This window comes from Bradyrhizobium sp. USDA 372 (assembly GCF_053629095.1).
In genome coordinates this window covers 6489445-6512383 of the sequence record NZ_JBRJHR010000001.1, presented here as the reverse complement: position 1 = coordinate 6512383, position 22939 = coordinate 6489445, and the positions used below count along the sequence as shown (strand labels likewise).

Here is a 22939-nt window from a genome sequence, read left to right as displayed (position 1 = left end):
CATCAGCCGCAGCCCATCATACTGGAAAACGCGGTTGAACGGTGCGACACATTGTGGGGGCGGCGAGCGCCGGTTACGGTCATGGAGGCTGCGGCATCCAGGTCGCGTCGGATGGGGAGATCATGTGGGGATCCATCATATCGGAATGGGCGAGCCTGCTGCTGCGCTGGCTGCACGTGGTGGCCGCGATCGCCTGGATCGGCAGTTCCTTCTATTTCATCGCCCTCGACCTCAGCCTGAAGCCGAAGACGGACCTGCCTGACGGCGTGCAGGGCGAGGCCTGGCAGGTCCATGGCGGCGGGTTCTACCGGATCGTGAAATACCTGGTCGCGCCCAGCCAGATGCCGAACGAGCTGACCTGGTTCAAATGGGAAGCCTACACCACCTGGCTGTCCGGCTTCGCGCTGATGGTGGTGGTCTATTATCTCGAGGCCGACCTGTTCCTGGTCGACAAGTCGATCCTCGATCTCACGCCATTCCAGGCCGGGCTGTTCAGCTTCTGCAGCCTCGCGCTGGCGTGGCTGCTCTATGAGGCCGCCTGCCGCACCGGGCTCGCGCAGCGCGAGCTGCCTTTCGCCATCGGCGGCTATCTGTTCCTGGTCGCGCTCACTTACGCCTTCACACATGTGCTGAGCGGCCGCGGCGCCTTCAATCAGATCGGTGCGATCATCGGCACCATCATGGTGGCCAATGTCTTTACCCTGATCATCCCGAACCAGAAGAAGATCGTGGCCAGCCTGATCGCCGGACAGGCGCCCGACCCGAAGCTCGGCAAGGCCAGCAAGGAGCGCTCGGTCCACAACAATTACCTGACGCTTCCCGTGGTGGTGCTGATGATCAGCAACCATTATCCCCTGCTCTACGCCACGCGCTTCAACTGGATCATCGTCGCGATCATCCTGGCGCTCGGGCCGGTGATCCGCCACTTCTTCAACGAGCGCCATGCCGGCCGCCAATCGCCGTGGTGGGTGTGGGGCGTAGCCGCTGCCGGCGTGATTGCGATCCTCCTCCTCTCCGCCGCCGGCCCGCGCGAGGTGAAGACGGGCGCATTGTCGGCGCCGGTCACGGTCGCCAATGTCGAGGAGATCGTGATGTCCCGCTGCAGCATGTGCCATGCAGCCGAACCGGTCTGGGCCGGCATCGTCACCGCGCCGAAGGGCATTTTGCTCGACACGCCCGAGCACATCCATCGCAACATCCGCCTGATCGGGCGGGCCGCGGCCTGGTCGAATGCGATGCCGCCTGGCAACATCACGGAAATGACCGGCGAGGAGCGCGCCGTCCTCGCGGCCTATATCGAGCAGGCGCGCTGAGGCGCGTCCAACGAGGATGCCTTGCGCGGAATGAAATTCCGCTTCTCCCCGCCGAATTGAAAATGACTTGGCCGTTCATCCGGCGTAGACATGGCCGGCAGCCGCCGGCGCGGCGCAAAGTCAGCTTGCAATCGGGGATAAGAACAGTGGCCCTCAAGAACGTCATCGGTATCGACCACGCCGTCGTCATGGTGAAGGACCTCGACAAGGCCGCCGAGAATTATCGGCAACTGGGCTTCACCGTGTCCCCGCGCGGCACCCACAGCGTTCATATGGGCACCGGCAACTACACCATCATGTTCGACCCCGACTATATGGAGCTGCTCGGCGTGCTCGCCCCGACCGAGCTCAATGTTCCCGCGCGCGCCTTCCTGGACAAGCGCGGCGAAGGGATCGAGCGCATCGCTTTCACCGCGGTCGATAGCGCGGCCGGCGCCGAGGAGATCCGTGCACGGGGACTGGAGCCGATCGGCCCGACCGATTTCGAACGCCCTGTCACGCTGCCTGATGGTACGATCTCGGCAGCGAAATTCCGCACCTTCATGTGGCCGACGGCGGAAGCGCCCGGCGGCGTGCGCATCTTCGCCTGCCAGCACAAGACCCGCGAGACCGTGTGGATTCCCGACCTGATGATCCACGCCAATGCGGCCAAGCGGATCAAGCAGACGCTGATCGCAACGCCGGAGCCCGCCAAGGAGGCCGCGCATCTCGCCCGCCTGATCGACCGCGAAGCCAAGACCGACGCGGACGGCGCGGTCAGCGTGCCCTCCGGCGGCGATCGCGCCGACTTCGTCTATCTGACGCTGGACCAGCTCGCCAAGCGCTATCCCGGCGTGCCGCTGACCGGCCTCTCCGAGCGCGGCGGCGCCGCGCTGGTGCTGGTCAGCGGCGATCTCGCGGCGACCGAGATGGCGCTGGGGTCGGCCGCCGTGCGGAGCGGAGCTGCGATCTGCGTGCCGCCGGCCAAGGCCAACGGCACCCTGCTCGCCTTCGTTGCCGGCTGATTTGAACCAATTCTTTAACGGGTGTTTACCCGGCGGCTGTAGGCTTCGCGGCCATCCAAGCCACCGGGGCCAAACGCATGTTCAAAGAGGGGTCGCCGATCGCCTATGACGCGCCGGCCGAACTGAAGAAATGGCCGTCGCTGAAAGGCGAGAGGCAGAAGGATCGCGGTCCGCCCTATCTCGTCTACCACGGCACGCTCGCCGAATGCGTCCGCGAGCTCATGGGCAAGCCGATCAAGGGCATCTCGCTCTACGACATCATGACGACGCCGCAGGCCGCCTTCGACCAGACCGTGTTGTCGCCCGGCGACGCGGCGGAGATCGCGATGCGCAAGGATTTTCCCAAGGACTAATTCGCGGCACGCTTCGCAGCTGGCGTGCCCTGCCGCCTCGATGAGGATTCCGTCGGCGCATCGAGGAAGACGACTTGTGTACCGCGCTTCACGTTCTCGCCGAGCACACGCGCGTCCCAATTGGTCAGGCGGACGCAGCCGTGCGATGCCGACTTGCTGACCTTGTCCGGCTCTGCCGTTCCGTGGATGCCGTAGCCCTGGGCCGACAGGCCGATCCAGTATGCGCCCACGGGATTGTTGGGCCCCGGCTGGATGTCGAACGGCTTGTTGGATTTGACGCTCTTGAACTTGTACTCGGGATTGTAATGGTAGGTCGGCTGCGCGTTGGTGCCGGTGACCTTCAGCGTTCCAGTCGGCGTCGGGCGGTCCGGACTGCCGACTGACGCCGGATAGAACGCCAGCAGAGCGCCGCTGGCATCGAACACTTTCAAGGTCCCGTGCGTCTTGTCGACTTCGAGCCGGGCGATGCGCGGCAGCTCGCGCCGTGCCGGAACGTTGGTCACGACGATCGTCTCTCCTGCCTTGTCGAACGTCTTGCCCGGATTGAGCGCCCTGAGCAGATCCGCACTCGTGTGGAATTTCTCGGCAAGTCCTTCGAGAGGGCTGGTATAGCTCAGCGCCTTCAGCGATTTCATGTCCTCGAGCTTGCTCGGCAACTGCTTCAGGAACGGCCCTTTCACATCGGCGTCCGTGATCTTGTAGTCGACGAGAATGGGGCCCTCGCTCGCTGCGGTCAGCTTGTCCCAAAGCTCGGGCGCGAGAACCTTGTCGGATGCGATGCCGTTCTGCTCCGCGAACGCCTTGAGCGCCTTCTGCGCGTTCTCGCCGAACTTGCCGTCAATCTCGCCGGGCGAGAATTGCGCGCGATCGAGCAGCACCTGAAGTTTCACCACGGCTGCATTCAGCTTGTCGGTGGCCGGCGGCTTCGCAGGACGCGCAGCTTCGTTCACCGCAGCCGGATCGAGATTGCCTGCGAGCGCCGGGCCGACGAGCCACAGCGAAATCATAGCGCCAAGCATCCATCGCATCGTCATCGCACATCCCACTCGCAAGCGGCCCGCAAACCCGCGGAAGGTTTCTCTTCGGGAACACCGTACTAACACCGAAGGAACCGAGGAGACCGCAGCTTTGCCGCAATCGGACGGTTAAGAACTTCCTATCGCCGGCGCAGCGCTGGCCGTTCATCCCACAGTTCGAGGTTGTCCCAGCAAATGCGATTTGTCGTCGCGGCTTGCGCCGCGTTTCTGCTTCTGATGTGCGACCTCGATCCGTCGGCGTCCCGGCAAGCATCACGTTTCGACACTACTGTTCTCCAGAACAATCATGCCTCGTCACTTGTTCCGGTGGTCGAACTCTTCGTCGCCAGCGTGCAGGCGATCGAGCTCGCCAACGCGCACGCGGCCTATGAGCAGGTGATCGAGCCACCACGCGCGGTCGAGCCGGCGGTGCAGGCCGAGCCCTCGCCAACCGAACGATTTTGTCACGCGCTGCGCGCGGCCGCCGAATCCAGCGGCATTCCGGTGCCGTTCTTCGCACGCCTGATCTGGCAGGAGAGCCGCTTCAAGTCCAACGAGGTCAGCCACGCCGGCGCGCAGGGCGTCGCCCAGTTCATGCCGGGGACGGCGGCCGAGGTCGGGCTCGACGATCCCTTCGATCCGATGAAGGCGCTGCCGGCGTCGGCGAAATTCCTGCGCAAGCTGCGCGACGATTTCGGCAATCTCGGCCTTGCTGCCGCCGCCTACAATGCCGGTCCCGGCCGCATCCAGAAATGGCTTGCCAGGGAGAGCGAGCTGCCGCGCGAAACGCGCGACTATGTCCGGATCATCACCGGCACCAAAGCCGAAGACTGGATCGAACGCTCGGAGGCGCTCGCGATCAGGATCGACCTGCCGCGCGAAGCGCCGTGCGAAGGCATCGGCAGTCTTTCGAAAGCCAAGGACGTCGCCTGGGTTCCGGTGAACCTGACGCCTTCGGTTGCGGGCATCATTCGCAAGGCCGAGCAGCTCGCGGCCCGCCTGACGACGAACCGCGCGCGCAAGCAGTTCGCAACCTTGCTGCGGAAGAATGCCACAGGCCCCGGCAAAGCGCGCAGCATGATCGCGGCACGCGCGGCCGGAAAGAGCGCGAAGGCGCGCGCCGTTCGCATCGCATCGCGCGAACGGACGTCCGGCTAGCGATCGGAGCCGCTCGCTTGCGCGGCTCCGATCTCCACCGGCCTAGTCGATCTCCTCGATCACCCGCCGCTCGCGCGGCTCGATGACGTAGGTCCGGCTGTCGCGATGGATATAGCGATATTCGCGCAAGCCCGGCGCATCGCGGTAGACCGTGGTCGGGAATTCCTCGACCTCGACGGTCTCCGGGACCCGATCACCGATGCGCATCTCCGTGCGTGCGGTGCTGCCGGTGGTCCGCGCCTCGCTGCGTCCTTCGGTGCGGGTCTTCGCATGCTTGCGGATCACCTCGCGATCGCGATCCGAGAACTTGCTGGCGCTACGCTCGCGCGTGGTCGTCGTCGTTGTCGCCGTGGACTGGCCCGAATACGGCAGCACCGTTACGATCTTGTAGGTCGCCGGATCGACTACGACGATCTGATCTTTCACCAGCGCAAAGCTGTAGCCGCGATATTGCGGCACGATCTCGACGACGTCGGGCGGCAGTGTCGAGAGGTGCACGTCGCGCGGAACCACCGTGCCGACATTCAGCGAGAAATTGACGCTGGTCAGCGGCCGCACGTTGAGGTGCGAGATCGACGCGCTGATCCTGGTCTCCTGCTGCTTGCTGATATTGACGTCGGTCTGGGCGGCCGCCTGATTGCTTGTCGGCGCAGTCGGTGCCTGCTGGGCCTGGTTGGTTCCAGATGCGGCAGGTGCCTGCTGGGCTTGATTGCTGGCCGGCGGCGGATTGGACCGGTCCTGCGCCTGGTTGGTGTTCGCAGGAGGCGGGTTGGCGCTCTGCTGCGTTGCAGGCTGGTTGCCGGCTGCATTGGAATTTGCTGCACCGCTCTGTGACTGCGCGGTCGAGCCCGTATTGGCGGTGCCGGAGCCGGACGATGGTGGGTTGGCCTGCGTGGTCTGGGCTGGCGTTCCCGACGTCGTTGATTGCTGCGGTTGCGATGTGGTCTGCTGCTTGTCGGCCGCGCTCGAAGGCGAGGTCGCGGATGGCGCGGTGGTATTCGACTGGGACTGCGGCGTCTGCTGAGACGGCGTAGTCGTGCTCGGCGATTGCGCAAACGCGGCATTCGCCAGCACCACCCCCAAGGCGGTGGTTGCCAACAGGCGGATCATGGTTCACTCCCTTTCAACTAATGAAACTGGGCTACTAACCTGCGTTAAAACGAGCAGTTCCAGTTTTTCCCGAAGGAAGGCCGCGCTCTTTTCTGCGGAACCTGCAATGCCAGCGAAGAGTGCCGGGATCATCGCCTATCGCAAACGTGGGAACATCGAGGTGCTCCTCGTCCATCCCGGCGGGCCGTTCTGGCGCAACAAGGATCTCGGCGCATGGTCGATCCCGAAGGGCGAGTACGCGGACGGAGACGGCGCAGAGCTCGCCGCGCGACGGGAGTTCGCGGAAGAGCTGGGACTCGAGCTGTCCGTGCCGCTGACCCCGCTTGGCGAGGTCAGGCAGCGCGGGGGCAAGCGCGTCACCGCCTTCGCGGCCGAGCTCGATCTCGACGTGCGCAGCATTCGCAGCAACACGTTCGAGATGGAATGGCCGCCGCGCAGCGGCAAGCGGCAGGCCTTTCCGGAAGTCGACCGCGCCGAATGGTTCACGCTCGAGGCGGCGCAGGCGAAGATCAACGCAGGACAACGTCCGCTGCTCGACCGGCTTACGCTGCTGATCGGCGGCTAGCGCGCCGCCTCACTCCGCCTTGATGTTCGCGGCCGCGACCACCTCGGCGAGCTCCTTGGTCTCCTTGGCGATCTTCGCAGCGTAGTCAGCCGGGCTGAGCACGCTGACGACGCCTTGCGAGCCGAGCTTCTCCTCGGCCGCCGGATCCTTGGCGGCGGCGACGATCTCCCGGTGCAGCGTTTCCAGGATTGGCGCGGGCGTCGCCTTGGGCATGAAGAACCCGACCCAGAACGAGATGTCGAAGCCGGGATAACCGGCTTCCGCCACGGTCGGCACATCGGGCAGCGCCGGCAGCCGCTCGGCCGAGGACACCGCCAGCGCGCGCAGCTTGCCGGCCTTGACCAGCGGCACGGCGGAGAGCGGATCGAACACCGCCAGCACCTCCTGCGCGAGGATGCCGACCTCGGCGGCCGAGCCGCCGCGATAGGGCACGTGGATCAGCTTGATGCCGGCCTTTTGGCTGAGCAGCTCCATGGCGAGATGGGCGAGATTGCCGTTACCGCCGGAGCCGTAGGCGAGCGCGCCGGGCGCGGCCTTGGCCGCAGCGACGAGATCGGCGACCGACTTGACGTTCGCCGTCTTTGGATTCTCGGGGTTGACGACGAGGACGAGCGGCGCCGACACCACCGTGGTGAGCGGCGCAAAGTCCACTTGCGGATCGTAGCGGATATCCTTGAACAGCGTCTTGTTCAGCGTGATCGTCGACGAGTTGCAGGCGAGCATGGTGTAGCCGTCCGCATCCGCGCGCGCGACGCCCTCGGCGGCGATCATGCCGTTGGCGCCGGCGCGGTTCTCGACCACGAAGGGCTGGCCGAGCTTGTTGCCGAGGCGGTCGCCGATGATGCGCGCGACGACGTCGACCGGCCCGCCCGCGCTGAAGCCGACCATGATCTTGACCGGCCGCGACGGATATTTCTGCGCCGGGGCCTCTGTCGCCAGCGCCAAGGCGCAAAGTCCTGCGATGACTGCCAGCAGGCGGGCCGTTCGTTGCATTCGTTCTCTCCCAGACCTCTTGGCGCCGCTTGTGCATGCTTGTTGGTGCGACGCCTTGGAGTCATGAATAGCGGCCGTGCGGGATTTCGCAATCGCGTTTGGCTGCCGGCATTCCGTGGCACGGCACATGCGCGCCGCTTCCAAAACAAAAATGCGAAAACAACCCCATGCACAGTAGACCGCCCCTGTCAGAACAAGGACTTGCGGGCGGCGGACGAATTTTTCGGTTTCACGAAATAAATTCTGAGGCGTCGGGCAAAACAGTGGCATACTGGCATCATCGCAACAGTCGCGAGCGTCATGGCCCGCCAGGCCGAAGCCGTCCGACGCGGTTGCGCCTAAACCCTTCATCGACATTTCAAAATATCGCATTCGCGCCCGGCAGCGAACGGCCGTTCGCGCCTGCGCCGCCAGAAGGACACAGCACATGACGACAGCTCTCTCACGTCCCATCACTTCGCCGCTCGCGGCATCCGATCGTAGCGCCCCCACCGCGAACCCGCGCGTAAAACTCTACAAGCGGCGCATTGCGATCAGCCATCCCGACCCGCAAGCCGGCGAGCAGCTGCTGGTCGAGGCGCTCGGCGCCCCCGACCGTGACGCGATGCACGGCATATTGAGGCAATTGGTCAAGGCCAGCGCGGTCGGGCAGAAGCCCGACGAAGCCAACCTCGCCTTCATGATCTCGACGATCAGGAGCATCGCGCCGAAGGATTCCGTCGAGGCCATGCTGGTGTCGCAGATGGTGTCGGTGCACATGGCGGCGATGCGCTGTGCCTGCCGGCTGGCCTGCACCGACGATCTCGCGCAGCAGGAGGGCATCGCCCGCGCGTTGACCCGGCTCTCCCGCACCTTCGCCGCTCAGGTCGAAGCGCTGAATCGCCATCGCAACAGCGACGAGCGCGCAATCACGGTGCAGAACCTGTCGGTGCAGGACGGCGGACGGGCGATCGTGGGCAACGTCACGCAGCATGCGGGCGTGCTCGTTGCGGAGACAGGCCAAAGCGACGCAAGGCAGGGGCCGAGCCGATGACCGGCGCCCACGCCCGCAACACGGCACCGATGCAGTCGAGCCCTCGCTGCTGCGCGAGGACTCGCGACGGCGGCCCGTGCCGCGCCCCGGCCAGGCGGGGGAAGCAGCGATGTCGCATGCACGGTGGGGCAAGGCGATCAGGGGCGCCGAGAGGAAACCGGAACGCACAGAAGCACGGCCTGTTCACGCGAGCGGCCAAAGCCGAGTCGGGACAGCAGCGACTGCTGCTCGAAGAGGCGCAAAGACTGCTGGAGGAGCTGAAGTGATGCCGCTGTCACGAGCGGGGCCGGCTGCCATCCTCCGGTCCTGACGCGCGTGCTGACAGCCTCGCCCCTTAACAATTTACGCGTGTTTGTGAATTACTTCACACGCCCGTTATTCCCGTTATCGCTAGCTTGGGACCGATATCGGAAAAACAGCGGGAGGGTGTCATGGGCGCATTGAATCTTGCGCAGGTCCTCTGGGAGGAACGACGGGCGCTCCGCGGAGATCCTCTGGAATTCCCGCCAAAGACCGAGAACGATGGGGCGGCCAGCGCCCCGCCAGTCCCGGCACCGCCAGCGTCTGAGCCCTCTTCGATACTACCCTTCGACCTAACGATTACAAATCGGCTCGCCTCCTCCGAAATCCCGCCAGGGCCATTGCCGCCACAGACCGAGCAGGTCCCCGATCAGCTCCTAGAAATCTATCGGACCTTCAACGCAGACGACCGATGGGCGCTGTGCCTGTCCGGTGGCGGAATCCGCAGCGCGGCGTTTGCGCTCGGTATCCTGCAAAGGATTGCCGCGCTGGAGGTCACGTCGAAACGCAAGAACGAGAAGGCCGGCTCGGCCCTGAAGCAGTTCGAGTATCTGTCGACAGTATCGGGAGGCGGTTATATCGGCAGTTGGCTGTCGGCCTGGCTGTATCAGGAGCGCCAGCGCGAGAAGGGACGCCAGGCTCTGATTGTCCCCCCACTCTGCGGAACGGCCGGTCCAAGCGTCCCGCCGGATAAGGTGGTTCCAGCACTCACCATGCGCGAGAGCCGCGGTCCGCTCGGAGACCACGAGGAAGCCGAGCCGATTTCCAACCTTCGGCGCAACTCGCACTTCCTCTCTCCAAGCTTCTCGTCGCTTTCTCCCGACCTGTGGAGCGATGTCGCCAGCGTCCTGCGCAATCTGTTCCTGAACTGGATCCTGCTCGTCCCTCCGATGATCCTTGCGGTGCTCGTCACCAAGGCGCTCTACTTTGCGCTTATCGACGCCCACAGCATCACGGAAAGGTCGATATGGTTTCTGGTCGTGATGGCCATACCAACGCTGTGCTTGTTGGTTTCCCTGTCCTTCTCCGTCGCAAACCGCCCGGCGCGCGGCTGGATCAACGTCTCGCAGCCCCGCTTTCTCCTGTGCGATCTCGCTCCCTTCCTTGTCGGAGCCGCACTGCTGGTGCTCGTGCTGCAGAGCCCGTATGGTTTGAAGACGCTCACGGATGTGCTTCGCGTCAGCGGCTTCGAATTTATCGAGAAATTCAACAACCAGCATCCGGCCGCGGGGGTGCTGATCCGCGGAACGATCCTTGGCATGATCTTTTTCCTGGCGTCCTGGGCGCTGGCGCCCCTGTGGACGATCATCTTCGGGAGATCGTCCCGGCCGCCGCCCGAGTCGCGCCCCAAGCATCCGTGGATGGAGCTGATCGCCTGGGCTGTCGCCGGCGCGGCTTTCGGTCTGCTGAGCGCCGTGGGACTGATTTTGCTCTGGAGCATCAACCCCTCCGGCTCCGCCGCCACGGCAGCGGGTTTTGCCTGCGTATTCGGGTTGCCCTGGATCGTGCTGGCGCGCATCGTCGCCGACGTGACCTATATTTCGTTTGCCGAGTTCCTGTCCGAAGTGGATGTCGGGCTGGAATTTCAGGCGCGGTCGAGCGGGCTCTTCACGCTGGCCTATCTCGGCTGGCTCGTGTGGTTCGGGCTCGTGCTCGGCGCGCCACCGGCTGCAAGATGGATCGAGACCCAGATTGGCAGTGCAACCGTGCCCTCGCTCGCAGCCGGAGGAGGTCTTTCCGGCTTGCTCTCCATCCTCCTCGGAGCGAGCTCGAAGACCAAGACCGCCGCCGAGCAGATTTCAGGCTTGCGCCAATATCTCGGACTCAACACGATCGCGGCCGTCGCCGCGGCGATCTTCGCGGCCGTCTTGGTCGCTCTGCTGTCCATCGGCTGGGACGCAGCTTTCAGATCGCTTGCCTCCGGCGCAGACGGTCACATGCCCTGGACCATGGTGTTCCTGGCGGGCATCTTGCTCGGCGCGCTGATCTACGCGGCCGCACATGTCCTCAGCATCAACCGATACTCACTCCACGGCCTCTACCGGAATCGGCTGGTTCGCGCCTTTCTGGGCGCGTCGCGCAACGAGAAGGAGCGTGACAAGACGAAGAACGCCTTTACGGATTTCGACGGCCGGGACAGCCCGCTCCTGCACGAGCTTTGGGAGCATGGCGTCGCGCCGACAGGGGCCAAATGGAAGCCGTTCCACGTCATCAGCGGGGCGCTCAACCTCGTGTCATCCAAGAACCTGGCATGGCAGGAACGGATGGCCGCGCCCTTCACGTTCTCGCCGCTCCATTGCGGCAGCGGCAGCGCGGTCTTTTCGGACGGTGCATACCGAACGACCTACGCCACGGCCCACCAGCCGCAGCCTTACGGTGGAAAGCTGACGCTCGGGACCGCGATGGCGATTTCCGGCGCGGCCGTGAGCCCGAGCATGGGTTACAACTCCTCGCCGGGCGTCGCCTTCCTGATGGCGCTGTTCAATGTGCGGCTCGGCTGGTGGCTCGCCAATCCGCGCGGCGACAATCCCTACTATTCGGAGGTCAAGCCAACGAACGCGCTCCGACCGTTCTTCATGGAGATGTTCGGACTGACCAGCGAGACCGAGCGCTGGGTCTACCTCACCGACGGCGGGCACTTCGAAAATCTAGGCCTCTACGAGATGGTCCGCCGGCGCTGCCGCGTGATCGTGGTCAGCGACGCCGGCTGCGACCCCGATTATTCCTTCGAGGACCTCGGCAATGCGCTGCGCAAGATCTGGATCGATCTCGGAGTACGCATCGACCTGGACGGGCTTGACCTCCTCAAGAAGCGCTTCAAGGAACGTCCAACCCCCGCCGAGCAAGCGCCCTACTGGGCGATCGGCGACATTCTCTATCGTGAGGCCGATGGCGGCGACTCGCAGAACGGACTGCTCCTGTATTTCAAGTCGGGCCTGCACGGCACGGAGCCCATGGGTGTGTTGAGCTATGCGATAGCCCACGCGACCTTTCCGCACGAGACCACGCTGAACCAGTTCTTCTCGGAATCGCAATTCGAGAGCTATCGAGCACTCGGCTACGAGATCGCAGAACGTGCATTCGAGTGCGGCGAAGGTCTTTCGGTCGACGCGAAGACCGGGGCGCCCCCGACATTCCTCTCGATTGTCGAGAAGCTGAAAGCATCGCCGCCTTCGCCACCGCCCCCGCCGCCGCAATGAACTGACCGGATTCATTCTAGCCTGCGCCTCAATCGATTCGCGGCAAGTTCCGTGAATTTCCATAACCGGCGGACGCGGCAATTGGCCGACGCGCATCACCATCCGAAATGCGCGTTGCACACGGAACTTCTCGCGGTGGCGCCACTTTGAATGGGCAACGGAAGCGTGCCCGATGAATGCCGAAACGGAACTCAAATTCCGCCTTGCGCCACGAAAGCTGTCATCCGTCCTGCGCGATGGCGCGTTAAACGGACAGCGCGGCGACCGGTCGGAGCAGGATCTGGTGTCGACCTATTACGACACCAGCAAGCAGAAGCTCAGGCGACATGGTCTCACGCTCCGCATCCGCAAGGTCGGCGACCGCTATGTGCAGACCGTGAAGGCCGGCGGCGCCGGAACCGTGACGCGCGGCGAATGGGAGCATGAGGTCGCAGGCGCAAGGCCCGACTTCAAGCAGATCAAGAACACGCCTCTTGCGAATCTCGCGTCCAAGAAACTTCCGCGCAAGCTGCGGGCGGGTTTCGGACCGAGGTCCACCGCACGACTGAAGCAAGGCGGGTGCGACGGAGCCAGATCGAGCTCGCCGTCGACCGCGGCCGCATCGGCGCCGGACGGCGTTCCCGGCCGGTGGCTGAGCTCGAACTGGAGTTGAAGTCCGGACAGGCCGTCGACCTGTTCCGGCTGGCGCGCAATCTCGAACGCAGAACGGGCGCGGAGCTCGATCTGCGCTCGAAAGCCGAGCGAGGCTTTGAACTCGTGACGGGAAACGGCGCGGGCGCGCAACATGCCGAGCCGATCGAGCTGACACACGAGCTGTCGCCGCGCAATGCCTTCGGCGTGATCGCGCATTCGACGCTGCGTCAGATCACGGCGAATGCCGATCCGGTGCGGGACATGGATTCGGAAGGCGTCCACCAGATGCGCGTCGGCCTGCGACGCTTACGGGCCGCGATCTCGCTGTTCTCCGACATCCTGCCGCGCGCCAGCACGGAGCGGATCAAGACCGAGCTCAAATGGCTCACGGGCGAGCTGGCGCCGGCACGCGAGATCGACGTCTTTCTCAATGAAAGCATTCGGCCGATCGCCGATCAGGGCGTGCCGAAACGCGGCGCTCGCGCGATCGCCAAGAAGTTTTCCGCGGAGCGGAGGGCCGCCTTCGCGCGCGCCCGCCAGGCCGTCGAATCACCCCGCTACCGCCGCCTGCTGATCGACGTGCTCGAGTGGATCGAGACCGGACAGTCCCGCGCCGATGACGATCGGTCGATTGCTGCTTACGCCGCCTCGGTACTGGACCGCCGGATCAGGAAGGCGCGCAAGCAGGGCAAGCATCTGGACGATCTCGATGCGATGCAACGCCACAAGTTGCGGATCAGGATCAAGAAGATCCGTTATGCCGTCGACTTCTTCGTGAGCCTCTACAGTGATCGCGACCAGGGGCAGCTCGCAAGCCTCTCCGGCCGGCTGAAGGCGATTCAATCCGCGTTGGGATCGCTCAACGACTTCATGACGCATCGCGAGCTGGCGACGGAGACGGCGTTGTCGGCGCCGCCGGCGAACCGGCGCGCCCAGGCTTTCGCATCTGGGTTCATCGTCGGCCAGGAGCGAGAGGCGGCGCGCAGCCTGATGAAGGACGCCGCCGGGGAGCTGCATCGATTGCACCGGCTGCGCGTCGCGCCGGGCAAGTGACCGTGGGAGAACCGGAATGTCGTGGGTCGGCACCTGGCGAAATCAGTTCGGCTCCATCCTACGCATCATCAGCGAGACGGAGGGGCGCATCGAAGGCACTTTCGAGACGGCGCTCGAAGATAGCGGCTTCTATGGACAAACGGTGCAGGTCACCGGGTTTCACAGGGGCAATTGCATCGGCTTTGTCGCCGTGGGCTCGTCTGCGACAGGCGACCGCGTGGTTTCCTACACGGGGCTGTTGCGGCATGGAAAGATGGAGACCGCCTGGTTCGTCGTCGCCGACCAGGCGCTGAGTGCCGCCAGGGAGGGCGAGCCTGCCAGGCTCGAGCCGTTGAACTGGTGGTGCGCCGTGACGACCAACGTCGATAGTTTCGAACGGATCTAGCGCCTCCCCCGCCTGATGGAGCTTCAAGCCAGAAAGCCCGGTGCCGCAGCCATGGAGCTAGAGCGGAATGGCTTTGGGTCAAATCGATTGCCGCGGGCTCGGTGCAACCTCTCTCGCTTGCGCTTGCGGGAAAGGTCGCGCCGAAGGCGCGGGTGAGGGCTTTCTCCTCTCGGGGGCTATCCCACTGCGGAAACACCCTCTCCCCAACCCTCTCCCGCAAGCGGGAGAGGGAGTGCACTTACGTTGTAGCAATCAAACCTGATCTCATCACGCTCTAAGGCCGTTTGATCGCCGGATCCACAGGGACGATCTGCAGCCCAGCTGCGTTCAGCGCTTCAGTGATCTGCTTCGCCAGCAGCTTGGCTTCTTCAGTTCCGATTTGAGCGTCGGGAAGGTCCTTGAAGACCGCGCAGACCGTCGTCGCTATGATGGTATTGACCTGGTGCGGATCAACCATTTTGGTGCACGCGAGATTGCTTCACCGGATCGGTGGTGCGTCGGGCTGCAGGACCGTCGCGCTCATCGCAAGCCAAAGAACGAAAGAATGGCCGCGACCACAACGACGAGCCCTATGAGGTAGATCAGACCGTTCATCGCAATTCTCCTTTTCGACGTGATGGCTCGGATTCATTCGAGGGTTGTCGTCGCGTCCCTGGCATTACACTGCTGAGCGGCCAGTTTCTCGAGCTCCACTTCCTTCTCGATGGCCGTCAGAGAATTGCCGATCTTGTCGACGATCCTGACCAGATCGGCATTGGTGATGCGAAGGCGCCTGCGTACCGACTTGACCTGACCGGCGTTCGCAAGATCGAGCGTTGTGCGAATGGGCCGCGGTGGTCTCGAGGACAGCATGATCAGGTCTCCTTACCGAGGTAAGAGAGACGATGTCTTTTTTGTTCCTATATCCGCCGACGGAAGCGCTCGATGACGAAGACGAGTATGCCGAGGCAATTACTGCAACCGTCGCGCGCAGTACGGAGGCGCCACGACGCTTTATCCCCGCGGCGTAACGCCGTGGCTCCCTACCGCGCCCCGAACCGTTTCGAGGGTGGTACGTTGCAGTGCGGTTCGCCTCTCGGCAATGGCATTGCTCAAGAGGTCGAGCACCAGTCCGAATGCCGCGAGCTCCTCTTGCTCGATCGCGCCGTCATCATAGCATTCGAGCGTCTCGGCGATGATAATATCGGCCTCGCGCTGCAATGCCACAAGCTCCTGATTGGATTCCGCGGTCCTCGCGCTGGAAACCATGGCCAGGATTCTGTTGCGATGGCTGGTATTGTCGTCCCTTTCGTCGCGGTTCAAATAGCGCCGCAACCAAGCGGCAGCGGAGCCGATTCCAGAGAGAAGCAGGAGCCCGAACCAGAAAAAGTCGCCATACCGGTCGAGAAACGTGCGTTCGTTGCCGTCGATGACGGCCGCCGCGCCCCGGTGGACCTGCAGCTCGGCCTCCTTCTCGAGGTCGGGCTTGGTGATGTGTGCAGCGCCAGGGACCTGCCTCGCGATCGCCTGGCGAACGGCAAAGAGCTGACGGAAAAACGCGGCGACCGTCGCTTCGGGCAGGCTCTTTCTCGCCACGATCAGATGGCTGACGCTGAGAGTTTCAACCTTGTCACCTGGCCAAGCCGGATCCGCATTGAAGATGCTGGGTGGAATCTCCTCCGATTCATACCGGGGATGCTTGATGGCGATCGCTTCCGATGCCTCGATGGCGAGAAACTTCGGCTCGCCGCGCGCCCGCGCCGTGGCGGCAACGGCATCGGAGGTGATCTTGCTGTCGAGGGGCCCGACCGCCATGAAGGCATCGAGGGTGAGATCGCGCGCGAGCTCATCGATCTGGTCAGTGCCGAACTGCGCCACGGCGACCTTGTCGGGCTGCACTCCGGCGGCGCTCAGGATGACGCGCAGCAGCGCGGGATTCACCGGCGTCCGCCCGATCACCCCGACACGGCGCCCTGAGAGATCGGCGACCTCCTTGATCTTCGGCGACGGCTTTCTTTTCGAACTCTTGCCCGCAAGCCCGGAAGGTGCCCAGAGCACGACGAAGTTCTTGCGTACGACGGCGACGGTCTGCGCCTCGGCCGGCATGTCCAGGTCGCCACGGCCGACGGCAAGATCGGCCTTGCCAGACCCAAGCAGGGCGAGAGCTTCCATCGCTCCGTCGGCCTTGATCGGACGCAGCCTGACAGTTCGGCTTTCGCTGCCGAACGCATCGGCCATCGCCTGAATGACCTTGTAATCGTCGCTGCCAGGCGGCCCGACGGCGATCCGGAGAATCTCCGGCCGCAACGCGTAATAGAGTGCACCCGCTGCGACGCCGAAGACGAGAAATCCAACGGCGAGAAGCAACAGCAGAAAATTGCTCCTTCGCCGCTCCCGGCGGGCCGCGTCACTGGTCGTCTGACTTGTACTCTCGGACGAGGACATTGCCGCTGCCACCGCATGTCATGGCGCTTCCTGGTCTGCAGGATACCACGTTTTGCCGGCATAACGTCTTGGCGCTCGTTCAGGTTCACGACCGCCGCGACATGGATAAGCCTGCCAAGCGACTGGTCGCGACTGGAGAAGCCACATTCCGGCATGAGGGGGTCGCACTGCCGCCATTGGCGCCCGACCCCGCGATCATGTAACCCCACCCAAAACCTTCTCGGGACGGGACGCTCATGACCACGGCCGCCAACGACGCGGGCACAGCCACCCGCGCGCTGATCTTCGCGCTGGTCGCGCTCGCCTGCGGCCACATGCTGTCGACCCTGCTGCGCACCATTCCGGCGGTGAGCCTCGACCTGATGGCGGCGGATTTCCACATCGAGCCGCAGGCGCTGGCGAGCCTCACGTCGGTCTATCACTTCGCCTTTGCGGCTTCGCAGATCCCGGTCGGCGCGGCGATGGACCGATTTGGCGTGCGGCCGGTCTCGCTCGGTCTGCTGGCGGGAACCGTGTTCGGCGCGCGGTGGCCTCGGGATTTGCGACGGGGCCTGAGAGCTTCGCCGTCGGGCAGCTGCTGCTCGGCGTCGCCACCTCGGGCATGCTGATGTGCCCGATGACGCTCGCCGCCAAGCAATTGTCGGCGGCGCGGTTCGGATTGTGGTCCGGCGCCATCCTCTCGATCGGCAATATCGGCATGCTGCTGTCGGCGAGCCCGCTCGCTTTCGTGATCGACAGTTACGGCTGGCGTGCCGGATTCTGGCTCTCCGCGATCGGCGGCATCCTCGTCGCGCTCGCGGTGTTCGTGCTGGTGCCGCACCAGCCGGCCGAGCACAAGGATGATTCCTCGCCGTTGTCGCAGATGATCGATGTGGTCAGGCTCGGCCTGTCGCGGCCGCTGCGCGGCGTGATCGCGCTGGCGATGGTGTCGCTGGCGAGCTCGCTGGTGCTGCGCGGCCTGTGGGGCGGGCCCTGGCTGATGGAGATCAAGGGACTGACGCGGGTCGAGGCCGGCAACCAGCTCGGCGCCTTCACGCTGGCGATGATCGCAGGCCCGCTGCTGGTCGGCATGATCGACCGCAGGCTCGGCCACCGCCGTGAGCTGGTCGCCGGCACGCATGCGATCGCGGCGCTGCTGCTCGCGCTGATGGCGCTGGGAGCCCCGCACTTTGCCGTTGCATGGCTGTTCGGCGTGAACGTCATGCCGCCGTCCTACGATCTGGCATTGTTCGTGCTCATCGGGCTCTTCACCTCGGCGCAGCCGCTGCTGTTCGGCATGTCCAGGCAGCTCGTCGACGCGCAGGTCGCAGGGAAAGCACTTGCGGCCGTCAATCTCGCCTTCTTTCTCGGCACCGCGCTGATGCAGTCCGTCACCGGCGCGGTGGCCGCGCTCGCGGGGCTGCCGGCGGTGCTGCTGTTCATGGCGGCGGCGCTGGCGCTCGGCGTGCTGATTTTCCTGATCTACACACAGCGCGTCTGAGCCCTTGCGAAATGCGAAAGCGCAGGGGATGCTGCGCCGCCATCCGCATCAAGGGGAATTCGAGTCCATGCCTGTCGACACCAAAGCCGCCACCGATCGTCTCATGCGCTTCCTCACTGTAGAGGGCGTCACCGGACAGGAGGCGGCGATCGGGCGGGAGCTCACGGCCGCGCTGAAGGAGGCCGGCGTGCCGGCGAAGGCGATCCGGCTCGACGACGCCAACACGCGCATTCCGGTGCCGACCGAGACCGGCAACCTCATCGTCGACCTGCCCGGCCGCGGCGCGCTGCACAACCAGCCGCGGATCATGTTCATGACCCACATGGACACCGTGCCGCTGTGCGCCGGCGCCAAGCCGAAGAAGTCCGGGCGCAAGATCGTCAACGACGCCAGGACCGCGCTCGGCGGCGACAATCGCTGCGGCTGCGGCGTGCTGGTGACGCTGGCCGCCGAGCTCGCCAAGCAGAAGCTCGATCATCCGCCGATCACGCTTCTGTTCTGCGTGCGCGAGGAGAGCGGGCTCTATGGCGCGCGTCACGTCAAGCTCGACGAGCTCGGCTCGCCGGTGATGGCGTTCAACTATGACGGCGGCTCGGCCTCCAACGTCGTGATCGGGGCCGTCGGCGCCGACCGCTGGACCGTCGAGATTTTTGGCCGCGCCTCGCACGCCGGCGTCGCACCCGAGCGCGGCATCTCCTCGACCATGATCATGGCCCTCGCGCTGGCCGACGTGAAGGCCGGCGGCTGGTTCGGCAAGGTGGTGAAGGGCAAGCAGCAAGGCACCAGCAATGTCGGCCCCGTCACCGGCGGCGAAGGCCGCCCCGCGGGCGATGCCACCAACGTCGTCACCGACTACGTCCATGTGCGCGGCGAGAGCCGCAGCCATGACGGAAAGTTCTTCAAGGAGATCACCAAGGCCTACAAGGCCGCGTTCGAGAAGGCGGCCAAGAAGGTGACGAACGCGCAAGGCAAGTCCGGCAAGGTCAAGTTCAAGGCCGAGACCGACTATTATCCGTTCCGCATGAAGGAGAACCTGCCCGTCGTGAAGCGCGCGATCGAGGCGGTGTCTGCGGTCGGCGGCACCCCGAACGTGCGCGCGGCCAATGGCGGCCTCGACGCCAACTGGATGGTCCGCCACGGCGTTCCGACCGTGACCTTCGGCGCCGGCCAGAACGAGGCGCACACGGTCGACGAATGGATCAATCTCGACGAATACGACCGCGCCTGCGCGCTGGCGGTGCAACTCGCGACGACGCGATGAGTTTGGTTTGTAGGGTGGGTAGCGTCAGCGTAACCCATCCTCGTATGCATCCACGGCAACAGAAGTGGTGGGTTACGCCAGCGTTTGCGCTTCGCGCAACCGCTAGCTAACCCACCCTACGAAGCAAAAGAAAAAACAGGGAGGCTACATGCCGCGCATCGCAAACATCGAGACCGGGTTCTACCGGATCCCCCTCCCCGTCGCGCTGTCGGACTCCACGCATGGCGACATGACGGCGTTCGAGCTGATCACCTGCCGCGTCCGCGATGCCGATGGCGCCGAGGGCGTCGGCTACACCTACACGGTCGGGCGCAATGGCGGGGCTGTGGCCGACATTCTCAAGCGCGAGATCCCGCCGCTGGTCGAAGGGCGCGAGGCCGACGGCACCGAAGCGATCTGGCATCATGTCTGGTGGGGGCTGCATTATGGCGGCCGCGGCGGGCCGGCGGTGCTGGCGCTGTCGGCACTCGACATCGCGCTGTGGGATTTGAAGGCGCGGCGCGCCAAGCTGCCGCTGTACCGCCTGCTCGGCGCCTTCGATGCGCACGTGCCGTGCTATGCCGGCGGCATCGACCTCGATCTCTCCGTCGATGCGCTGCTCAAGCAGACCGACGGCAATCTCGCCAAGGGCTTTCGCGCCATCAAGATGAAGGTCGGCCGGCCCGAGCTCAAGTCCGACGTCGCGCGCGTCTCGGCGATGCGACAGCATCTCGGCGACGGCTTTCCGCTGATGGCGGACGCCAACATGAAATGGACGGTCGAGGAAGCCATCCGCGCCGCGCGCGCGTTCGTGCCCTATGACCTGACCTGGCTGGAGGAGCCGATCATTCCCGACGACGTCGCCGGGCATGTGCGCATCATGCAGGCCGGCGGCGTGCCGATCGCGGCGGGCGAGAATCTGCGCTCGCTGTGGGAGTTCAAGAACTACATCGCATCCGGCGCGGTGTCCTATCCGGAGCCCGACGTCACCAATTGCGGCGGCGTCAGCGCGTTCATGAAGATCGCGCGGCTGGCGGAAGCGTTCAACCTGCCCGTCACCAGTCATGGCGCGCACGACGTCACCGTGCACCTGCTCGCGGCCTGCCCGAACCGATCCTATCTGGAGGCGCACGGATTCGGGCTCGACAAGTACATCGAGCATCCGCTGGTGCTGAAGGACGGGCTGGCGCTGGCGCCTGACCGGCCGGGGCATGGGATCGGGTTCGATTGGAAGGGGCTGGCGAAGCTGGCGTAACACCCATGCTCGTCATTCCGGGGCGCGACGAAGTCGCGAGCTATGGTGCGCAATTGCGCACCTGAGAATCCATTGGGCCTCGGAGCGAGCTGCACCATGGATTCCGGGTTCGCGCCAAGAGGCGCGCCCCGGAATGACGGAAAAAGCACATTGCTGCACGCGAGGCATTCCAAGGCGCGGGGTGCATGGCGGTGATAATCCTTTATGGTGGCGGCAACCGACATCACTCAAGAGACACCTGCCTTGTCCCCCGAACTGCACCAGAAACTGACCGCGTGGCGCCGCCACCTGCATGCGCATCCCGAACTGTCGCTGCAGGAGAAGGAGACCGCCGCCTTCGTGCAGGACAAGCTCACCGAGCTCGGCATTCCCTTCGAGGCCAACATCGGCGGCCACGGCATCGTCGCGACCTTGACGCGCGGCCACGCGCAAAGGCGGGTCGGCCTGCGCGCCGACATGGATGCGCTGCCGATCACCGAGGACACCGCCCTGCCCTATGCTTCAAAGACATCGGGCGTGATGCATGCGTGCGGCCATGACGGCCATACCGCCTCGCTGCTGGGCGCCGCGGCCCTGCTCGCCGCCGACAGCGATTGGAGCGGCACGGTCGATTTGATTTTCCAGCCGGCCGAGGAAGGCTTTGGCGGCTCGCGCGCGATGGTCGCGGCCGGGCTGTTCGACCGTTTTCCGATGGAGCGGATCTTCGGCTTCCACAACTGGCCGGGCCTTGCCGCCGGCACCATCGCCGTGCACGACGGCGTCGTCATGGCCTCCGGCGGGCGCATCACCATCACGATCGAGGGCCACGCCGGGCACGCCGGCATGCCGCATCTGACGCGCGATCCCGTGGTGGCGGCCGGGCACCTCATCGTCGCGCTGCAATCGATTACCTCGCGCGGCGTCGATCCGCTCGACACCGCCGTGCTGTCGCTGTGCACCATCGAAGGCGGCACCGCGCCGAACCAGATCGCCGGACGCGTCACCATCCGCGGCACGCTGCGCTACCACCGCGAGGCGGTCAAGGACACCATCCTCGACGGCATCGAGCGCACCTGCGCCGGGATCGCGACCAGCTTCGGCGTCAAAGTCACGCCCGAGATCGTCTGGGGTGTCGGCGTCGTGATCAACACGCCCGATGAGGCCGACCTCGCGCGCATCGCCGCGGAGAAGGTGCAGGCGCCGGTGCGGCGCGATCTCGCCCCCAGCATGGCCGGCGAGGATTTTGCCCATTATCTGCAGCAGCGGCCCGGCGCCTTCGTCTGGATCGGCAACGGGCCCTTGCGCGACGGCGCGGAGCTGCACGGCCCGCGCTATGATTTCAACGACGCGATCCTGCCGGTGGCCTCGCGCTGGATGGCCGAGGTGGCCAAGGCGGCGCTGGCGTCGAATTAGCTCAGGAGATCTCGCGCGGCAGCTTCCAGTCCGGCCGCGGCGCGAATGTCTCGTCGACGCGCTCGACGTGATAGCCGTCGGGCAAGAGGTGACCGCCCTCCTCGTCGGCGACCGGGACATCGGTCACCAGGCCCTCGATCAAGGCGGCTTCCCACACCTCCTTCTCGGTCGGAAAGGGATTGCCGATCTGCTTGTTGCCTTCGAACAGCGCGTACATCGGTTCCGGTCCTCGTGTGGATGCCCACGAGAAACGTATCGGCCGTACGGACGTTCCCTCCGGCAAATAGCAACGGATGGCACGTGAAACATGGCGCGCGTTCTGATCGGAACTTCGGGCTGGCACTACGCCTCCTGGCGCGGCCCGTTCTTCCCCGAGGGCGTGACGCTGAAGCAGCAGCTTCGCTACTATGCCGGGCAGTTCGACACCACGGAGCTGAACGGGGTGTTCTACCGCACGCCGACGCCGGAGGCAGTGACGGGATGGCGCGAGCAGACCGGACGCGACTTCGTGTTCGCCTGGAAGGCGTCGAAATTCATCACGCACTGGAAGCGCCTGTCGGACCGCTCCGTCAACAGCCTCGAGCTGCTGGAGGACCGCATCACGCGGCTCGGCGGCAAGGCCGGCCCGATCCTGTTCCAGCTGCCGCCGCAGTTCGAGGCGAATGCGGACCGGCTCGCGTCGTTCTTCAAGCTGCTGTCACGAAAGCGGCGTTACAGTTTCGAATTCCGTCATCCGAGCTGGTATCAGCCGCGCATCCTGCGGATGCTGACTGAGGAGAACATCTCGCTGTGCCTGTCCGACCATCACGATGCGCCGGCGCCGTGGAAGCGCACGGCGGATTTCGTCTATGTGCGCGGACACGGGCCAAGCGGGCGTTATCACGGGCACTATACGAAGGCCACGCTGGCGCAATGGGCCAAGCGCATCACGTCGTGGAAGCGTCAGGGCTGCGACGTCTACGTCTATTTCGACAACGACCAGAAGAGCGCAGCCCCGGCCGATGCCAAGGCGCTGAAGCTGCTGCTGTGATG

The 22939-nt window shown here is 64.9% G+C and carries 22 protein-coding genes and 1 pseudogene; 16 read left to right on the top strand and 7 right to left on the bottom strand.

Going from position 1 to position 22939, the window contains the following annotated elements; translation table 11 throughout:
- The first annotated feature begins 122 nt into the window (after window positions 1-122).
- The 3 genes from AB7M16_RS30505 to AB7M16_RS30495 all read left to right on the top strand — a co-directional run bounded on the left by AB7M16_RS30505 (window position 123) and on the right by AB7M16_RS30495 (window position 2670).
- Window positions 123-1313: a urate hydroxylase PuuD gene (locus tag AB7M16_RS30505; protein ID WP_453946177.1), complete on the top strand. Its 1191-nt coding sequence runs from the start codon at window positions 123-125 to the stop codon at window positions 1311-1313.
- Window positions 1314-1459: 146 nt separating this feature from the next.
- Entirely contained in the window at window positions 1460-2317 is an 858-nt protein-coding gene (locus tag AB7M16_RS30500; protein WP_453946176.1) for a VOC family protein, read from the top strand.
- A 77-nt stretch (window positions 2318-2394) separates the two neighbouring features.
- Complete coding sequence (locus AB7M16_RS30495) at window positions 2395-2670, top strand: hypothetical protein (RefSeq protein WP_453946174.1); 276 nt, start codon at window positions 2395-2397, stop codon at window positions 2668-2670.
- Here the strand turns inward: AB7M16_RS30495 and AB7M16_RS30490 are convergent.
- Entirely contained in the window at window positions 2667-3677 is a 1011-nt protein-coding gene (locus tag AB7M16_RS30490; protein WP_453946172.1) for a L,D-transpeptidase family protein, read from the bottom strand. The genes AB7M16_RS30495 and AB7M16_RS30490 overlap by 4 nt on opposite strands.
- Window positions 3678-3881: 204 nt before the next feature.
- On the opposite strand from AB7M16_RS30490, the gene AB7M16_RS30485 reads away from it, so the two are divergent.
- Window positions 3882-4844, top strand: a complete 963-nt coding sequence (locus AB7M16_RS30485; protein ID WP_453946171.1) for a lytic transglycosylase domain-containing protein — start codon at window positions 3882-3884, stop codon at window positions 4842-4844.
- A gap of 42 nt (window positions 4845-4886) precedes the next feature.
- Here the strand turns inward: AB7M16_RS30485 and AB7M16_RS30480 are convergent, their stop codons facing one another.
- A complete protein-coding gene (locus AB7M16_RS30480) occupies window positions 4887-5954 on the bottom strand; it encodes a DUF1236 domain-containing protein (protein WP_453946169.1) in 1068 nt (355 codons plus the stop codon).
- A 106-nt stretch (window positions 5955-6060) separates the two neighbouring features.
- Here AB7M16_RS30480 and AB7M16_RS30475 point away from each other — a divergent pair, with 106 nt between their 5' ends.
- Complete coding sequence (locus AB7M16_RS30475) at window positions 6061-6519, top strand: NUDIX domain-containing protein (protein WP_453946167.1); 459 nt, start codon at window positions 6061-6063, stop codon at window positions 6517-6519.
- A 9-nt stretch (window positions 6520-6528) separates the two neighbouring features.
- Here AB7M16_RS30475 and AB7M16_RS30470 read toward each other — a convergent pair whose 3' ends face one another.
- Window positions 6529-7512, bottom strand: coding sequence for a Bug family tripartite tricarboxylate transporter substrate binding protein (locus AB7M16_RS30470; RefSeq protein ID WP_453946165.1), 984 nt, complete (start codon window positions 7510-7512; stop codon window positions 6529-6531).
- 427 nt (window positions 7513-7939) lie between these two features.
- On the opposite strand from AB7M16_RS30470, the gene AB7M16_RS30465 reads away from it, so the two are divergent.
- The 6 genes from AB7M16_RS30465 to AB7M16_RS30440 all read left to right on the top strand — a co-directional run bounded on the left by AB7M16_RS30465 (window position 7940) and on the right by AB7M16_RS30440 (window position 14116).
- Window positions 7940-8545, top strand: coding sequence for a hypothetical protein (locus tag AB7M16_RS30465; RefSeq protein ID WP_453946163.1), 606 nt, complete (start codon window positions 7940-7942; stop codon window positions 8543-8545).
- Complete coding sequence (locus AB7M16_RS30460) at window positions 8542-8811, top strand: HGGxSTG domain-containing protein (protein WP_453946161.1); 270 nt, start codon at window positions 8542-8544, stop codon at window positions 8809-8811. The genes AB7M16_RS30465 and AB7M16_RS30460 overlap by 4 nt, the downstream gene beginning before the upstream one ends.
- A gap of 129 nt (window positions 8812-8940) precedes the next feature.
- Window positions 8941-12045, top strand: coding sequence for a hypothetical protein (locus AB7M16_RS30455; protein WP_453946159.1), 3105 nt, complete (start codon window positions 8941-8943; stop codon window positions 12043-12045).
- A 172-nt stretch (window positions 12046-12217) separates the two neighbouring features.
- On the top strand, window positions 12218-12697 hold the full coding sequence (locus AB7M16_RS30450) for a CYTH domain-containing protein (RefSeq protein WP_453946157.1): 480 nt from the start codon (window positions 12218-12220) through the stop codon (window positions 12695-12697).
- Window positions 12604-13731: a CYTH and CHAD domain-containing protein gene (locus AB7M16_RS30445; protein WP_453946155.1), complete on the top strand. Its 1128-nt coding sequence runs from the start codon at window positions 12604-12606 to the stop codon at window positions 13729-13731. Before AB7M16_RS30450 ends, AB7M16_RS30445 begins: the two co-directional genes overlap by 94 nt.
- Window positions 13732-13747: 16 nt before the next feature.
- A complete protein-coding gene (locus AB7M16_RS30440) occupies window positions 13748-14116 on the top strand; it encodes an avidin/streptavidin family protein (protein ID WP_453946153.1) in 369 nt (122 codons plus the stop codon).
- A 274-nt stretch (window positions 14117-14390) separates the two neighbouring features.
- On the opposite strand, the gene AB7M16_RS30435 is transcribed toward AB7M16_RS30440, so the two are convergent.
- From AB7M16_RS30435 to AB7M16_RS30425, 3 genes are all read right to left on the bottom strand, one after another.
- Window positions 14391-14573, bottom strand: a complete 183-nt coding sequence (locus tag AB7M16_RS30435) for a hypothetical protein (RefSeq protein ID WP_172783856.1) — start codon at window positions 14571-14573, stop codon at window positions 14391-14393.
- Between the two features lie 170 nt (window positions 14574-14743).
- A complete protein-coding gene (locus AB7M16_RS30430; RefSeq protein ID WP_172783855.1) occupies window positions 14744-14968 on the bottom strand; it encodes a hypothetical protein in 225 nt (74 codons plus the stop codon).
- Window positions 14969-15109: 141 nt separating this feature from the next.
- Window positions 15110-16540, bottom strand: a complete 1431-nt coding sequence (locus tag AB7M16_RS30425; protein ID WP_439401047.1) for a TAXI family TRAP transporter solute-binding subunit — start codon at window positions 16538-16540, stop codon at window positions 15110-15112.
- Window positions 16541-16776: 236 nt separating this feature from the next.
- Between AB7M16_RS30425 and AB7M16_RS30420 the strand changes: the two are divergent.
- From AB7M16_RS30420 to AB7M16_RS30405, 4 genes and pseudogenes are all read left to right on the top strand, one after another.
- A pseudogene (locus tag AB7M16_RS30420) lies at window positions 16777-18020 on the top strand (MFS transporter).
- A 67-nt stretch (window positions 18021-18087) separates the two neighbouring features.
- On the top strand, window positions 18088-19281 hold the full coding sequence (locus AB7M16_RS30415; RefSeq protein WP_453946151.1) for a M20/M25/M40 family metallo-hydrolase: 1194 nt from the start codon (window positions 18088-18090) through the stop codon (window positions 19279-19281).
- Between the two features lie 148 nt (window positions 19282-19429).
- Window positions 19430-20515 carry a mandelate racemase/muconate lactonizing enzyme family protein gene (locus AB7M16_RS30410; RefSeq protein ID WP_453946149.1) on the top strand — a complete coding sequence of 362 codons (1086 nt, stop codon included), beginning with the start codon at window positions 19430-19432 and terminating at the stop codon, window positions 20513-20515.
- A 243-nt stretch (window positions 20516-20758) separates the two neighbouring features.
- Window positions 20759-21907 carry an amidohydrolase gene (locus AB7M16_RS30405; RefSeq protein ID WP_453946148.1) on the top strand — a complete coding sequence of 383 codons (1149 nt, stop codon included), beginning with the start codon at window positions 20759-20761 and terminating at the stop codon, window positions 21905-21907.
- A 1-nt stretch (window position 21908) separates the two neighbouring features.
- Here the strand turns inward: AB7M16_RS30405 and AB7M16_RS30400 are convergent, their stop codons facing one another.
- Window positions 21909-22124: a hypothetical protein gene (locus AB7M16_RS30400; protein ID WP_212254704.1), complete on the bottom strand. Its 216-nt coding sequence runs from the start codon at window positions 22122-22124 to the stop codon at window positions 21909-21911.
- A 90-nt stretch (window positions 22125-22214) separates the two neighbouring features.
- Here AB7M16_RS30400 and AB7M16_RS30395 point away from each other — a divergent pair, with 90 nt between their 5' ends.
- On the top strand, window positions 22215-22937 hold the full coding sequence (locus tag AB7M16_RS30395) for a DUF72 domain-containing protein (RefSeq protein WP_212254703.1): 723 nt from the start codon (window positions 22215-22217) through the stop codon (window positions 22935-22937).
- Window positions 22938-22939 lie beyond the last annotated feature (2 nt).